Genomic DNA, 14,544 nt, shown 5'->3' with positions numbered 1-14,544 from the left:
TTTAGGGCGCCATTTCTAGCGAATTCCCCCCAAACATCCCCCAGAGAGGTGTGGATGCTGGTGGAATCCCCCGGATTGTCCGTGTCGATAGAACTGCGGTCGAACAGCAAGGCTGCAGAGCATCGTGACTATCGTTGCTATCGTGATCACAACCGCATCGAGCGTAGGCTCGCTTCCTCAACCTCGCCGCCGCAAGGCTATGGCTGAAGCATTTTTCAACGCGACTTAGTATCGGGGAACGCCCTCGAAATGCGTTTCCTCGGGAAAATGGTACATCTCGAGATAGTGGCCGAAGCAGACGCGTGCATCGAAATAGCAATAGCCGCCGTCGAAGATGGCATGATCGATCGGCATTGCCCACTTCGCCCGAGCCGCAGCCTTTGCAGCGGCGTATTCGGCCGGATGGGGGAAGTAGCGGCCCATGTGATGGAGCCCCATTCCAAAGCCCTCGGCTGGAAGAGCCGCCTCGTAGAAGCCGCGGTCCCCAGCCGTGGGCTGGATGATCTCGAACTGCGTGTTGTCCTTGAAGGCGAGAGCGAAGTGCGCGGTTACCTCACGGTCGTCGCGAGCGCCGATGGTCAGGGTGCGCATTTCCTTGAAGGGCCCCATGCCGTGGCCTTCGCGGATCGCGGCAACGGCTACGTCGAGATCGTTGGTGACGTAGCCGAGTTGCAGATAACTGCCGGCCATTGCTGGGGCCTTTCTCGCGGTGTCCTGCCGGAGCGATCGGGTATCGCTCCGGCAGGCTGTGTCCATCAGAACGAATAGCGTACCGTGGCGCCATAGGTTCGCGGCGTATCGGGCGTCATGTAGACGCCGTTGCTGCCAGTGTTGATCAGCGAGATGCGCTTCACGTCGAACAGGTTCTCCACGAACCAGCCCAGTTCCAGATTTTCCGCAGGTGTCACGAAGCTTCCGGTCAGATTGACGAGCGCATGGGCCCGCTGCCGGCTCGCTCGCAATTCGCCCCCGGCGCCTGCCGTGAAGTCGTACTTGCTGGTGTAGTATCCGGCCGCAGTGACGTGTCCAGTCCAGTCGCCGAGCGGGAAGTTGTACGTCACGCTGCCGTTGGCGGTGAAGTCCGGCGCGTGCTGCACCGGGTCGCCCGACAGATCCTCCGCCGTTGCAGTGAGGAAGCCGCCGATGAGATCGTAGACCGCGGCATTCGTGAAGCTGGAATAGCGGGCATGGGTTCCCGCCGCCCCGGCCCGCAGGGTCCACGAACTGTTGGGCGAGTAGGTGAGGTCTGCCTCGACGCCGTAGATATGCGCGCCGGCTGCGTTCTGCTGCATGATGCCGGTGCCGCCGCCGGTAATGAAGGCAACCTGCACGCCGTTCCAGTCATAGTAGAAGGCCGCAGTCGAGAAGCGCAGAGACCCGTCCGGAGACCGGTACTTGGCGCCGACTTCACCGGCTGTGATCGTTTCGGGATCGAGCGGCGGCGTGATCGCGAAATCAGGGCTGTTGAAGCCGCCGGATTTGAAGCCGCGCGAGAGGCTGGCGTAGAAGTTCCAGTCGTCCGCGTCGTAGGCGAGCACGAAGCGGGGCGAGAAGTTGTCGAAGCTCTTTGAGGCCTCGTCAAACGTAGGAAGGGTAAAGCCGACGAGCGCCAGTGCATCGTCGTCCAGCAGCACCGAGTGGTACTTCTTCTCGTGCGTGTAGCGTCCGCCCAGCGTGACTTTCAGCCGGTCGGTGAGGTTGTAGTAGAGTTCCAGATAGCCGGACCATGCCTCCAGCTTGTCACGGTTATCGAAGGTCGGCAGCAGCGTGCCGAAGAAGCCGCCGCCGATCCGGCCGACGAAGCGGGACTTGTTGTGCTCGTAAAACAGGCCCGCCGTGACGTTCAGAGGGCCGGCGCCGTCCGAAACCACGCGCAGTTCGTTGGTGAAGGTATCGTCGCGCTTGCCGTCGGCCGTGCCGGGGTTGGGGCTGCGCTGCGATACCGTGCAGAAATAGAGCAGTTCAGCCGGCACGCCATCGTTGTCGGTGCAGCCGAAGGCGCGGGTGCGACGGTAGGCGAAAGTGTTGGACACGGTCCAGTCACCGGCGGTGTAGGATACCAGCAGCGAAGCCATCAGGCCGTCGGTATCGTCACCGCCACCGCCTTCGCGTGCGGGCGATTGCATGGTTTGGTACCAGCCAAGCCCGGTCGGCTCGCCCGCCGGGTCGAAGCGCAGCGAGTGGATCGCGCCGTTGCCGTTGCGCCGGTCGTAGGCGAACGTGCCGATCACATCGAGTTCGGGCACCGGCTGCCAGCGTGCCTTGATCCGGCCGCCCCAGGTCTGGCCTGCGCCGACGCCGCTTTTCTTTTCCGACGGGAAGGCTGTGTTCTCTACGTAGCCATCGCGCCTGTCGTAGAAGCCGGCAGCGCGGATGGCGAATGTCTGGCCCAGCGGCACGTTGAGCACGGCTTCGCCCCGCGCCCAGTCGAGATTGCCGTAACCGGCCTGCATATAGCCGGAGACGGCATCGAATTCGGGATTGTTCGTGGTGACGACGACGGCACCGCCCGTGGCGTTGCGGCCGTAAAGCGTGCCTTGCGGGCCTTTGAGCACCTGCACCTGATCGACGTCGATGATGTTCTGCGCCGATGCCGTCTGCGTCTGCAGATAGACATCGTCGAGATAGAAGGCGACCGATCCTTCAAGGCCCGGACCGGAATAGCCGGTGCCGACGCCGCGGATGAACAGGGCGGAGATACCGTCGCCTGCCGTCTGGGTGTTGGTGATGCCAGGGGTGGCGAACTGCAGGTCTGCGGTGGACTGGATCTGCAGGTTGTCCAGCGTGTCCTGCCCGAAGGCGGCGACCGAGATCGGGACCTTCTCGATACCTTCCGACCGGCGCTGCGCCGTCACGACGATGACGTTGGAGCCGGCGGCAGGTTCCTCCTCGGCTGCCAGCGCGCCGCGCGGCGTGAAGGCCAGCGCGGCGGTCAGGGCCAGAATGCTGGCAGTCCGGCCGGACAGCTTGCCCGGCATGTTTCGTACGGTGTTCATTGTTTCACTCCCTTGTGCGGCTCCGGTTTTCCGTCCGGATGCCGCTGTCCTCACTCCCGCAATGCGCGGTCTTCTTGCAGCGGGTCGTCAGCCGCCCGCATTCTCAAGCTCGTCCCAGAAAGCCGGGGGTATTTCGGTTTCGATGCCGGCTATGCCCGCCTCCAGGCTGCGCAGCGTGCCCGCGCCGATCAGCACCGAGGCGACGGCGGGATGGGCCAGCGGGAATTGCAGCGCGGCGGCGGCCAGCGATATCCCGTGGCGCTGGCAGACGGCTTCCATCGCCCGGACTCGGTCGAGTACTTCCGGCGGCGCCGGGGCATAGTCGTAGCGGGCATCGGGCACGGCGCCGGTCGCCAGAATGCCGGAGGCAAAGACGCCGCCGATCACCAGGGCGACCTGCCTGTCGAGGCAGGCATCGAGCAGCGGCTTCGCCTCATCCCGGTCCAGCAGCGAATAGCGACCGGCCAGCAGAAAGGCATCGGGATCGCCATAGTCGAGGCAATCGAGGCACACGCTCACTTCGGTGACGCCGAGACCATAGCCCCTGATCGCGCCCGATGCGCGCAGCTCTTCAAGCGCTTTCAGGCCTCCGTTCTGCAGCGTGCGCAGTTGCGCGCCGGCAGCATCGCCATGCAGGCGCGCGCCGATGTCGTGGACATAGAGTATGTCTACACGGTCTAGCCCCAGGCGCTGCAGACTGGCTTCGTGCGAACGCATTACGGCGTCGTAGGAGTAGTCCCAGCGCGCGTTGAAGGGGGATGGATCGAGGAAAATGCCATCCTCTTCCAGCGCATCGCCGGCGGGATCGAGTAGGCGTCCGACCTTGGTCGAGAGCACGAACTGATCGCGCGGTTTTTCGCTCAGGAAGGCGCCCGTCCTTCGCTCGCTTTTCCCGCGGCCATAGTAGGGCGCGGTATCGAAATAGCGCAGTCCACCTTCCCATGCCGCGTGGAGAATGGCGTTGGCATCAGCGTTGGACAGCACGCGAAAGAAGTTGCCGAGGCTGCCGCCGCCGTAGCTGGCCACGGTAACGTCGAGCCCGGTCCGGCCGAGTTTGCGGGTATCGGAAGCCTTCATGCGGCAATGCTCGCCTTGGGCAGGCGGCGCGCTTCGAAGGGGCAGCCTGGTGCGGTTTCCTGCAGTTCGATGAGATTGCCTTCCGGATCGCGCCCGTAGATGGCTTTGACGATTTCGACATCGACCGGGCGGCCTCGACCGTGCGGGCGGTCGAAGGTCATGCCGATCGAGGCCAGTCGCTCTACTTCCGCATCAATGTCCGTCACATCGACGCAGAAGTGGGTGTAGCCGTGCTGATGGGCTTCCTTGGGGGGCGCGCTGTCATCTGGCGCGGGGTTTGCGTACTGGAACAGTTCGAGGTAGCAATTGCCCGCGCAGAGCATCGCGCTTTTAGCGGCGGAATCAGAATAACCGACGATCTCGTCGAGCTCCGGGCTGTCCGACCACCCGCCGGCAAAGCCGATGTCCTCGAAGCCGAAAGCCTCCTGATAGAAGCGAGACATGTGTTCTAGGTCGCGAACGTGGACGGTGACGTGGTGGATGCCTCGGATCATGGCTTCATCCTTTTTCGGCGTAGTTGGCAAATGCGGAAATGCGGGCCGCTCCGGTCAAGGAGCGACACGCAGCCGGCGACACGTGCAGGATCAGAACGTGTAGCCGAGCTCGACACCCCAGGTTCTGCCCTCGGCCGGTGAGGCGAGGACGCCGGCCGGGCCGGTCTGGGTCAGGACGTTGGAGTAGTACTTCTCGTTGGTCAGGTTCTTGGCCCAGATGCCGATGCTGGCGCCCGGAGCGAATTCGGGCTTCCAGCTCAGGTCGGCATTGATAAGCGTAAGATCCGGTGCGCGGACCACACCGTCGGCCTCCCACGGAAAACCGCCGCGGTAGGAGATGTTGGCGCCCAGGCTCCACTCACCGCTCTCGGTCGGGATGTCGTAGCTGAAACCCGCATTCAACCGGAACTTGGGAACCTGCGGCAGCCGGAACCCGCTGGCATCGACGACGCTGGAAACCACGCCGTAGGGCGCTTCGTCGAGCTGCATGATCGAGGGGGCATTGGGAAAGTCCCTGAACGTCGCATCGACGTATTGCGCGCCGGCATAGAGCGACAGGTCGCGCGAAGGCCGCGCATCCAGGCTGACTTCGAAGCCGCGGGTGCGGGCCTTGCCGGCGCTGGCCAGTGCCACCGTGGCGACCTGGCTGGCTTCGTCGAAGATGACGATGTTGGTTTGCAGGCCCTTGATGTCGTTCCAGAAGGCAGCGCCGTTGAGCGTGATCATCCCCCCGGCAAGCGTCGTTTTAAGCCCCACTTCATAGGCATCGACGACTTCGGGCGGAACCGCCGGAGCCGCCAGCGGCAGCAGGTTGAACACGCCCGACTTGTAGCCGCGGCTATACGTGGCGTAGCCCAGCACGTCGGGCGTGAAGTTGTGATCGAGCGAGAGCCGCCAGGTGAGCTTTTCGAACTTGGCCTTGTCGTTGTAGTCCGGGCCGGCAGAAATCTGCTCGCCGCCGGTGGGCGTGATCTTAGTAATGCCGCGCCCGCGCACCTTGTCGATGGTATAGCGCAGGCCGCCGGTAATGTGCGTGTCGTCCGATCCCAGCGGCACGGTTACCTGACCGAAGGCGGCCTTGGAATCGATCCACTGCTTGCCGATCAGCGTATAGACGTCGAGCCCGCCTGCTTCGATGGAGCTGCCGGTGATGTCGGTAGGGTCATAGGCGGCATAGGCGTCCATGTAATAGAGGCCCAGGATCCAGTTGATCGCGCTTTCTTCCTTGGACTTGAGCTGGAATTCCTGCGTGAACTGGCGGTCTTTCACGGCAAGTTCGTACTGCAGGAAACGGGCGTCGGTGTGATCGCCCTCGGACGTCCAGGGTTCGCGCGAATGGCGGTAGAAGGTGATGCTGGTGAAGTCCGCGAAGCCCAGGGCCTGGTCGAGACGACCGGTGAGTGCATAGCCCCGGTGGTGGCGTTCGGTGTCGAAGTTGACGTTCACGTCCCAGAAGCCATCGGGCTGATCGAACGGCTGGGTGAAACCGGGCGGAAGGCCGCGCGTAAAGCCCGGCACGCCGCCGCCGCCGACCGTTCCGATCGAGGAGTTGTCGTAGACGTACATGGCGCTGAGGCGCACCTTGGTGTTGACGCTCGGTTCCCACACCAGTTTTGACCGCAGATTGAAGAAGTCCCGGAAATAGGTGCGTTTGCCGTTGAACAGGTTCTTGCCGAAGCCTTCGCCCATCTTCTGGCCGGATGCGGAGAAGTCGATCGCCAGCGTCTCGCTCAAGGGTGTGGCGACGTAGAGTTCGCCGCGTAGCGTCTGCTGGCTGCCATAGCCGACCTTGGCGTGAAACTCCGTGGTCTGGCCGGGATCCTTGGTGACGATGTGCACCAGACCGCCGGTCGCGTTGCGGCCGAACAGCGTTCCTTGCGGTCCCTTGAGCACTTCCACCCGCTCGATATTCCCGGCGAACGAGAGGTAGGGAACAAACAGGCGCGAGTAATAGGCATCGTCGATATAGACCGGTACGCTCGATTCATTGCCCGGCGTCTGCGAGGCTAGATTGCCGATGCCGCGGATGAACGGGATTACCGCGCCCGACTGCGCGGAGATCGACAGCGAAGGATCGATCTGCTGCAGGTCCTGCACATTCTCCACGCGGGCGGTTTCCAGCGTTTCGCTGGAAAAGGCGGCAACGGAAACCGGAACTTCCTGGATGCTCTGCGCACGGCGCTGGGCGGTGACGATGATGGTGTTGCCGCCCGTCGCGGCGGCCTCGCTTTCCGCATCCTGTGCGTATGCGGGGCTGACGGCGGCAAGCCCCAGCGCCGCAAGTGCGCTGTTTGCCAGCCAGTAGTAACGACGCGTTTTTGCGGCACGCGGCGAACGTCCGGTGTTTTCCATGTTTCCCTCCCAACCATTCTGGTCGCAGGCTGCGCGTTGCTGGCAGCCTCGTTCCCCCAGACGTTCGGGACGAGCAAATCGGCAGGAAAATTTTCAGGCGGGTTCAGTTTTTATAGCGGACGGCTACGCCGAAGGTGCGCGGTTCGGCGGGAGAGGACATGTAGCCGACCGGTCCCGACTGGGTCAGGACATTCGAGAAATACTGCTCGCCGGTCACGTTGTTGGCCCACAGGCGCAGGCTCCAGTGCGGCATCGCGTGCGGCTTTATGGTGAGGCTGGCGTTGATCAGCGTCAGCGCCGGTTCGGTGATCCGGTTGTCCGGTTCCCACTTGAAGCTGGAGCGATAGGCGGCATCGGCATTGACGGTGAGATCGAAGTTCTTCGGGTGAAACTGCCAGGTCACGCCCATGTTCAGTTTCAGGCGGGGGGAGAGCGGCGTGGCATTGCCGCTGGCGTCCCCCGAGACCGATTCCACGCCAAAGGGCGGCGTGAAGCGCGGCGTGTTGAACGGGGCGCCTTCGAAACGCAGAAAGCGGGAATCGAGCCATTGCCCGGAGATGCGCAGTTGTACGTCCGGAACAGGTTCGTAGGTGCCATAGGCCTCGACGCCCCGGCTGCGCGCGCGCTGGGCATTGACGAACTGGTTGATCGCCACTTCGCCCACGCGTCTGATGACCTGCACCTGCGGATCGCGGATCGTGTTGCGGAAGGCCGAGAGTGACAGGCGCACGCGCCCTTGTGCCAGGACGGCTTTGGCACCGACTTCGAAAGCCCCCACTTTCTCCGGATTAAGGGCGGGCAGCTCCAACGGGATCAGATTGTATGTGCCCGACTTGAACCCCCGGCTGTAGGAGGCATAGGCCATGACATCGTCGGTCAGTTGGCGGTCGAGTGCCAGACGGAACGTCGCCCGGCGAAATCTGGAAACGTCGTCTATGTGCGGGGCGATGGACACGCGATCGCCGCCATCCAGCGGCGTGGCATATTGATCGCCGACGCCGCGAACCCGGTCGGACGTGTAGCGGATACCTCCGGTGGCGCGGGTCTTGCCGTCGCCGAGCGGGATCGTGGCTTGCGCATAGGCGGCGCGGGAAACGATGGTCTGGCGCGCGACAAGGTCGATCCGTTCAAAGCCGCCGCGCTCGATGGCCTCGCCGGTGACGGTCGTCGGCTCGATTCGGGCCTGCGCATCCATATAGTACAGGCCGAGCAGCCAATCGGCCTTGCTGCCCGGTTTCGACTTGAGCTGGAATTCCTGCGAGAACTGCCGGTCCCCGGCGGAAAGCGCGTATTGCAGCCAGCGATACGGTGTGTGGTCCCCTTCCGACGTCCAGGGGTCGTTCGAATGCCGGTACGACGTGATCGAGCTGGCATCGGCGAAGCTGAATGCGTGGTCTACCCTCAAGGCCAGGCTCCAGCTGCGATGCCGGCGCGCGGTGTCGTAGTTCGTGGCGATATCGTAGAAACCGCCCGGTGTCTCGAGCGGCTCCGTATAGTCGGGCGGCAATCCTCGTGGGAGGCCCTTCAGTGTCCCGCCCTGAACGGTTCCGATGGATGAGTTTTCATGTACATAGAACCCGTTGAGCCGCACTTGCGTGTCGGTGGAAGGCTTCCACACCAGTTTGGTGCGGACCGATGTGTGATCGGCATAATAGGCGTCTTTGCCGGTCGTGACGTTGCGGCCCCAGCCTTCGCCCTGATTGCGGCTGGTGACCGCAAGACTGGCGGCAAGCGTATCGCCCAATGGGGCCGACAGGTAAGCCTTGCCGGTAGCGGTGCGGTAGTTGGATAGTCCCAGTTCGCCATCGAATTCCAAAGTCTCGCCGGGATCACGAGTGAATATCTGGATCAGGCCGCCCGTGGCGTTGCGTCCGAACAGCGTGCCCTGCGGTCCTTTGAGGATTTCCACGCGATCGATGTGGTCGAGCGGCAGATAGGCCGGGTAGAGACGGGACACGTAGACGTCATCGATATAGACCGGCACGCTGGATTCATTGCCGGGTGTCGAACTGGCCGGATTGCCGATTCCGCGCAGAAAGGGAATGACCACGCCCGACTGGGCCGACATCAGCAGCGACGGATCGAGTTGCGGCAGGTCCATGGCGTTGTGCACACCGGCGAGATCGAGCGCGGCCTGATCGAAGACGGTGACCGACAGCGGTATGTCTTGCACATATTCGGCGCGGCGCTGCGCATTGACGACAATCTCGGGCGCCGGTGGAGGCGGAGCTGGCCTGGTGGGGCCGCGCGGAACTGCCGCCGCCGGGGAGGGCGAGGCTGCTCGTGAACTGTGTGCCTTCCGGTTTGCCTTGCTGGCACGTGCGGGCACAATCACGATGGTTCCGCCCCGAGCGCGGCGATAGCCGAGACCTGTGCCGGCAAGAGCCCGTGCGACGGCCTGCTCCACGCTCATCCGGCCCTTTATGGCTGGGGCTTTGCGTCCACGCGTAATGCGTTCGGATGCGAGAATATCGGCATCTCCCTGTCGGGCAATTTCGAGCAGGGCGCCCGCCAGCGGTTGCGCTGGAACGTCGAAGGCGAGCGGGGAGGCATTCTCGGCACGGGCGCCAGGACTTGCCAGCACGGCGCAAACGGCAACCGGGATCAGTGCCGCGCGCAAGCCTGCGTCCTCCCGGCAGACCCGGATTCTCCTGGCGTAAAGGGACGTTTTCCCATCGCTTTTCGTGCCGGCTTTTGTGCCGACCCCCTCCCGGTCTCGCCTGACGGCGGCCGTCGCATTTTATCGTTCGCCTTGTTGGCGGTGGTTTTATGGCGCGTTCAGGCTGGTTTCCAGAACGATGGTCCCATCGGCAGCCCGGTGTTCCGTTAGGGGCAATATCGTCGTCAGATTATCCAGAAACGCATCGGTTTCGCCGATACGGAAAGACGTCGTCACCTTCAGATTTCCTGCGTGTGTATCGCCGAGCGCAATGGGCGTCTTGCTGTAGCGCTGCAGGTCCCAGACAATATCCGAAAGCGGCGTATCGCGATAGAAGAAGCGTCCGGTACGCCAATCGCCCGCCTGTACAGTGCCGCTTTGCGGCGGGGAGAAAGTCTCTGCACCGGGCGCAAGACTGGATTGCAGACCGGCCGTAAGCACGACCTTGGGGCTTTCAGTGCCGATGAGGGGCAGGGACGCCTTGCGGCGGACTTCTACCCGGCCTTCCAGGACCGAGACGCGGACACTGTCTCCCTGCCGGCGTACATCGAACTTGGTGCCCGTTACCCGGATTTCGGCATCGCCCGCCAGCACTGTAAACGGCCTTCCGGCATCGTGCGCGACGTTGAAAAATACCTCGCCGGACTTCAGCATGGCTCGGCGCGTACCGCGAGCAAAGCGCACTTCGACATTGGACTGTGCGCCCACCGCGAGGCGGCTCCCGTCGGTCAGGGCGACCGTGCGCATCTGCCCGGTTGTGGTCGCATAGACCGCGTCCGGGCGCTGCGCGATCCACCACCCGAGCGACACGGCAACAAGCAGGCAGGCTGCGGCGGCCATCGCCGGATAGGGCATTCGCCGGCGGCGGTTCCCGTCAGTGAAGGCATCGATTTCGGCACGCCAGTCGTCTCGCCCCAGCGCGCCGAGCCGGGCACTCGATTCCATCACCGAGGATATGTGATCGAACGCGGCGGCATGGTCGGGGTCGGCTTCGCGCCAAGCATCGTATTCGGTCAGGGTTTGCGGATCGCGGCGTTCGGATAAATCGAGTGCCCGCTCCAGTGCCTCGTCCTCGATGGCCTGTTCACGGCGCGCTTCGCGGGCGCGGAAGAAGGACAGAATGGTCAAGGCCGGTCCCCCTGCCGCTTCATGCGCCGGGCACAGATCGCCACCGCTTCTTTCACCAGCAGTCGCGCGCCCGACGGGGAAATGCCCATGCGCCGGCCGATCTCCGCGAACGACAGACCGTCCAGCCGGTGGAGCAACAGCGCGACGCGCTGCTTGGGCTTCAGAGTGTCGATGATTACAGCAAGCCTTTCGAGTTCGTCTCTTGACGACAAGACGTCCAGAGCATCGATTTCGCGATCACTTTCTTTCAGGACCGCCACGCTCTTCATCACAGCTCCGCCCCGAACCGCGCTGCGATGGGCATCAATCGCGATGTTGCGGGCCGCACGTTTGAGGAACGCCCTCGGCTCGACAAGCTGCAAGTTGCCACCCCTGTTGGCAAGCCGTGCGAAAGCTTCGTGCACGATGTCTTCGGGCTCGGGGGGACCGGCACCGAAACTGTAACGGATATAAGAGACAAGCGACGCCCCGTGGTCGCGGTAAAGGGCTTCCAGCGATTTGCCCTGTTTTCCTCCCACCTGTTCGTCCTCCCCTCGGAAGAAAACTAGCAGTCTCGCAATGTAATGACAAAAGGATTGCCGAATGACCTTCCACCGCCGGTAAGTCGTTCGGGTGTTGGATCGGCAAGCTGCTTGAAAAAGTTGGGGGCGGCTGGGTCGCGTTGAAAAAATGCTTCAGCCATAGCCTTACGGTGGGAGGCTTGAGGCTGCCCCGCGCCGACGCGCGTCCGGGCTCTATTTAGCATGCGCTCGACCGAGCCGCGGCCACGCGCGTTCTGCGTCCACGCTCCGGAGATGGACGCCGAGCGTGTGAGCTCAAAGACAAATTGGGGAATCATCGCGCTCAGGATAGACTGCCCGCAAGGGAGATGCCCCAATGATCGAACGTGTTATCGACAAGCGCAGCCATGATCTCGGCGGCGGTTTCACTGTGGGACGACTGTTGCCCTTCCACTCCCTACGGATGGTTGGCCCTTTCGTCTTCTTCGATCATATGGGGCCGGTGGATTTTGCCCCCGGCATTCCCCGCGCACTCGATGTGCGGCCGCACCCGCACATAGGTCTTTCTACCGTTACCTACCTCTATGACGGCGCGTTGACCCACCGCGACAGCCTGGGTTTCCATCAGGAGATCCGGCCGGGCGAAGTCAACTGGATGGTTGCTGGCAGCGGCATCACCCATTCAGAACGCTTGGAATACGCACGTGCCCATGGCGCACGCATGCATGGCATTCAGGCCTGGGTCGCCTTGCCGGTCGAAGATGAAGAGACCGACCCGGCTTTCTACCACCACGAGGGCGCGGACCTGCCAACGTGGGAGGAGCAAGGTGTGCGTGGTCGGCTGATTGCTGGCGCGGCCGAGGGAATGAGGGCGGCGGTCAAGGTCCATTCGCCGCAGTTTTACATGCACTGGGAAATGGCCTCTGGGGCCGCGCGCGTGCTGTCCGCCGAATATTCGGAACGCGCGATCTATCTTGCGGCAGGATCGGCCGAGATTGCCGGGCATCGGCTGCGTGCCGGGCAGATGGCCTTGCTCGAAACGGGGAGAGACGTGCTCGTTCGCGCCGAGGTGTCGGCCACGCTGATGGTATTGGGCGGCGAGCCCATCGGCGAACGCTTCCTGATGTGGAATTTCGTATCCTCGTCGCGCGAGCGACTGGAACAGGCCGCCGAGGATTGGCGACAGCAGCGAATGACGCTGCCCGTTGGCGACGAACAGGAGTTCATTCCCTTACCCGAGAATCAAAAATGACCGGCGGTGAAGGAAAGGCAGTTTTCGATGGAGCGAGTTCGGCCTGGAGATGTCCGCTCTGGCGGCGTTTTGACGCATGCACCTGCCCCCGCTACGGACGGCTACATGATCGCTTTACTCTCCCCTGCCAAGACACTCGATTTTGAGCGCGCGCTGCCGCCGCTGACCACCACAGAACCGCATTTTGCCGAGGAAGCAAGCGGCCTCGCCAAATCGGCGGCAAATTTGTCGCAGAAGCGATTGAGCGAACTAATGCATATCTCGCCACGGCTGGCAAAGCTCAATGCCGATAGATTTCGCGACTTCGAGAGGCTGCCCGAGCGACCAGCGTTATTCGCGTTTGCCGGCGACGTCTACACCGGCTTCGAAGCACATACACTGCACGACGCTGGCGTCGTTTTTGCGCAGGATCACGTGCGGATATTATCGGGGCTGTATGGCCTTCTGCGCCCGTTAGACACCATCCGGCCCCACCGGCTCGAAATGGGGACTCGCTGGGCACCGCGCCGCAAAAGCCTGACCGACTGGTGGGGCGAACGTATCGCCGAGCTACTGCTCGCCGAGGTCGCCGAAGAGGGATCCGGCACCGTACTAAATCTCGCGAGCCAAGAATATTTCGCGGCGGTCAAAGACAAGCTCGCTGGTGTTCGGGTCATCGAGGTGGAGTTTCGCGAACCCGGTCCGAACGGTCCGCGCTTTGTGAGCTTCAATGCCAAGCGAGCGCGCGGCATGATGGCGCGCTGGCTTTGCGAAAACCATGTCACGGACATCGATGCCATGCGCGGATTCGACACCGACGGATATCGCTTCGATGCGAGCGAAAGCGAGGCTGATCGCTGGAGGTTTACCCGCGCGTGATCGGGCTTGAAATTTGTTCCCTCATTTCGTCCCCCACTCATAGCGCCAAAAGGGGCGAACAGCAGAGGACTCGAGCGGACGCTCCGGCGGCAAAAGCTCTAAGTTTTCTGGGGTTTACCCGGATGTTCGTAAACGTCCCTGGAAAGGAAAGTGGCTCCCCGAGTAGGATTCGAACCTACGGCCATTCGATTAACAGTCGAATGCTCTACCGCTGAGCTATCGGGGAGCAGCCCGGCAGTGTCTCCACCGCTGGGCAGGGGTGCGCCTATAAGCGGCTGTTTCCGGCTTGGCAAGCCCGTCGAAGAGGAATTTTCGAACAAATTCATCCGGCCATGCTGCAGGCTCGGGTCAGACCTGGAATTGCTCGGCGAAGATGCGCTCTTCCAGAGTGAAACCGGGGTCGAAGAGCAGGGTAAGCTCGCGTTCCGCCCTGGCGGCTATGCGCACGGTGGCGACATCGCGCACTTCCTTCTGGTCCGCCACCGCCGCCACGGGGCGTTTGCCGGGCTCGCGAATTCGAAATTCCACTTCCGCGCTTTCCGGCAGGATGGCGCCTTTCCAGCGCCGGGGGCGAAAAGGGCTGATCGGCGTAAGCGCAAGCATGCGGGAGCCGAGCGGCAGTATCGGACCGTTGGCGGAGAGATTATAGGCCGTCGATCCCACCGGCGTCGCGACCAACACGCCATCGCCGGCGAGTTCTTCCATGCGGACGCGGCCATTGATGCGTACTTCCAGTTTCGCTGTCTGGCGTGTTTCACGCAGCAACGAAACCTCGTTGATCGCGTAAAAGCTGAACTCATCGCCATTCTGGTTGGTGGCGTACATGCACAAGGGGCGCACGGGCACGCGATGCGCTTCGGCAATGCGCTGCGTGATGGAAACGTGATCGTGCGGACCGTTCATCAGGAAGCCGACAGTGCCCAGGTTCATACCGTAGACGGGCTTCAGGAATTTCCAGTCGAGCATTTCGTGCAGGACATGCAGCAGGAACCCGTCGCCTCCCAGCACGACGAGAATGTCTGCCTCCTGTGGGGATACCCACGATTGGGATTCCCGCAATGAGCGGGCGCCGGCTTGTGCCTTGGCGCTGTCCGATACTATTAGCGCAAGCTTCGGATCGTCGCTCATCAATTCCCCCCGGTCACCTGGACCACATTCGATTGGGCTGTCGAATTTTGAACGGTTTGGCAAGGGCTTTGGGGTAAAGGCAAGGGCATGGGCGCATCAC

The 14,544-nt window shown here is 62.8% G+C and carries 11 protein-coding genes and 1 tRNA gene; 2 read left to right on the top strand and 10 right to left on the bottom strand.

Annotated features, from left to right (window positions below; translation table 11 throughout):
• Positions 1-225: 225 nt before the first annotated feature.
• The 8 genes from LK12_RS11070 to LK12_RS11035 form a co-directional block, all read right to left on the bottom strand.
• Complete coding sequence (locus tag LK12_RS11070) at positions 226-690, bottom strand: VOC family protein (RefSeq protein ID WP_039283458.1); 465 nt, start codon at positions 688-690, stop codon at positions 226-228.
• 65 nt (positions 691-755) lie between these two features.
• Entirely contained in the window at positions 756-2,996 is a 2,241-nt protein-coding gene (locus tag LK12_RS11065; protein ID WP_039283456.1) for a TonB-dependent receptor, read from the bottom strand.
• Positions 2,997-3,083: 87 nt separating this feature from the next.
• Complete coding sequence (locus LK12_RS11060) at positions 3,084-4,073, bottom strand: aldo/keto reductase (protein WP_039283453.1); 990 nt, start codon at positions 4,071-4,073, stop codon at positions 3,084-3,086.
• Entirely contained in the window at positions 4,070-4,567 is a 498-nt protein-coding gene (locus LK12_RS11055; RefSeq protein WP_052223329.1) for a VOC family protein, read from the bottom strand. The genes LK12_RS11060 and LK12_RS11055 overlap by 4 nt, the downstream gene beginning before the upstream one ends.
• A 90-nt stretch (positions 4,568-4,657) precedes the next feature.
• Positions 4,658-6,919 (bottom strand): TonB-dependent receptor, encoded by a 2,262-nt coding sequence (locus LK12_RS11050; protein WP_039283449.1) that lies wholly within the window; start codon positions 6,917-6,919, stop codon positions 4,658-4,660.
• Between the two features lie 103 nt (positions 6,920-7,022).
• Entirely contained in the window at positions 7,023-9,503 is a 2,481-nt protein-coding gene (locus tag LK12_RS11045) for a TonB-dependent receptor domain-containing protein (RefSeq protein ID WP_156135453.1), read from the bottom strand.
• 183 nt (positions 9,504-9,686) lie between these two features.
• Positions 9,687-10,706, bottom strand: coding sequence for a FecR family protein (locus LK12_RS11040; RefSeq protein WP_039283444.1), 1,020 nt, complete (start codon positions 10,704-10,706; stop codon positions 9,687-9,689).
• On the bottom strand, positions 10,703-11,224 hold the full coding sequence (locus LK12_RS11035) for an RNA polymerase sigma factor (RefSeq protein WP_039283439.1): 522 nt from the start codon (positions 11,222-11,224) through the stop codon (positions 10,703-10,705). The genes LK12_RS11040 and LK12_RS11035 overlap by 4 nt, the downstream gene beginning before the upstream one ends.
• A 358-nt stretch (positions 11,225-11,582) precedes the next feature.
• On the opposite strand from LK12_RS11035, the gene LK12_RS11030 reads away from it, so the two are divergent.
• A complete protein-coding gene (locus LK12_RS11030) occupies positions 11,583-12,458 on the top strand; it encodes a pirin family protein (protein WP_039283436.1) in 876 nt (291 codons plus the stop codon).
• A gap of 105 nt (positions 12,459-12,563) precedes the next feature.
• The gene (yaaA, locus tag LK12_RS11025; protein WP_039285163.1) at positions 12,564-13,316 is read left to right on the top strand and encodes a peroxide stress protein YaaA; all 753 of its coding nucleotides are present in this window, start codon (positions 12,564-12,566) and stop codon (positions 13,314-13,316) included.
• A gap of 151 nt (positions 13,317-13,467) precedes the next feature.
• Here yaaA and LK12_RS11020 read toward each other — a convergent pair.
• Positions 13,468-13,542: transfer RNA gene (locus tag LK12_RS11020), tRNA-Asn, on the bottom strand.
• A gap of 122 nt (positions 13,543-13,664) precedes the next feature.
• The gene (locus LK12_RS11015) at positions 13,665-14,444 is read right to left on the bottom strand and encodes an NAD kinase (RefSeq protein ID WP_039283433.1); all 780 of its coding nucleotides are present in this window, start codon (positions 14,442-14,444) and stop codon (positions 13,665-13,667) included.
• Positions 14,445-14,544: the final 100 nt, after the last annotated feature.

Source organism: Novosphingobium malaysiense (genome assembly GCF_000802225.1).
GTDB classification, from domain to species: domain Bacteria; phylum Pseudomonadota; class Alphaproteobacteria; order Sphingomonadales; family Sphingomonadaceae; genus Novosphingobium; species Novosphingobium malaysiense.
The sequence above is the reverse complement of the archived record's forward strand: the minus strand, read 5'-3'. Positions and strand labels throughout refer to the sequence as shown.

What these genes read in the sequence shown, in the direction of transcription:
- LK12_RS11070 (WP_039283458.1), bottom strand. Translation starts at nt 690, where the DNA reads ATGGCCGGCAGTTATCTGCAACTCGGCTACGTCACCAACGATCTCGAC.
- LK12_RS11065 (WP_039283456.1), bottom strand. Translation starts at nt 2,996, where the DNA reads ATGAACACCGTACGAAACATGCCGGGCAAGCTGTCCGGCCGGACTGCC.
- LK12_RS11060 (WP_039283453.1), bottom strand. Translation starts at nt 4,073, where the DNA reads ATGAAGGCTTCCGATACCCGCAAACTCGGCCGGACCGGGCTCGACGTT.
- LK12_RS11055 (WP_052223329.1), bottom strand. Translation starts at nt 4,567, where the DNA reads ATGATCCGAGGCATCCACCACGTCACCGTCCACGTTCGCGACCTAGAA.
- LK12_RS11050 (WP_039283449.1), bottom strand. Translation starts at nt 6,919, where the DNA reads ATGGAAAACACCGGACGTTCGCCGCGTGCCGCAAAAACGCGTCGTTAC.
- LK12_RS11030 (WP_039283436.1), top strand. Translation starts at nt 11,583, where the DNA reads ATGATCGAACGTGTTATCGACAAGCGCAGCCATGATCTCGGCGGCGGT.
- yaaA (WP_039285163.1), top strand. Translation starts at nt 12,564, where the DNA reads ATGATCGCTTTACTCTCCCCTGCCAAGACACTCGATTTTGAGCGCGCG.
- LK12_RS11015 (WP_039283433.1), bottom strand. Translation starts at nt 14,444, where the DNA reads ATGAGCGACGATCCGAAGCTTGCGCTAATAGTATCGGACAGCGCCAAG.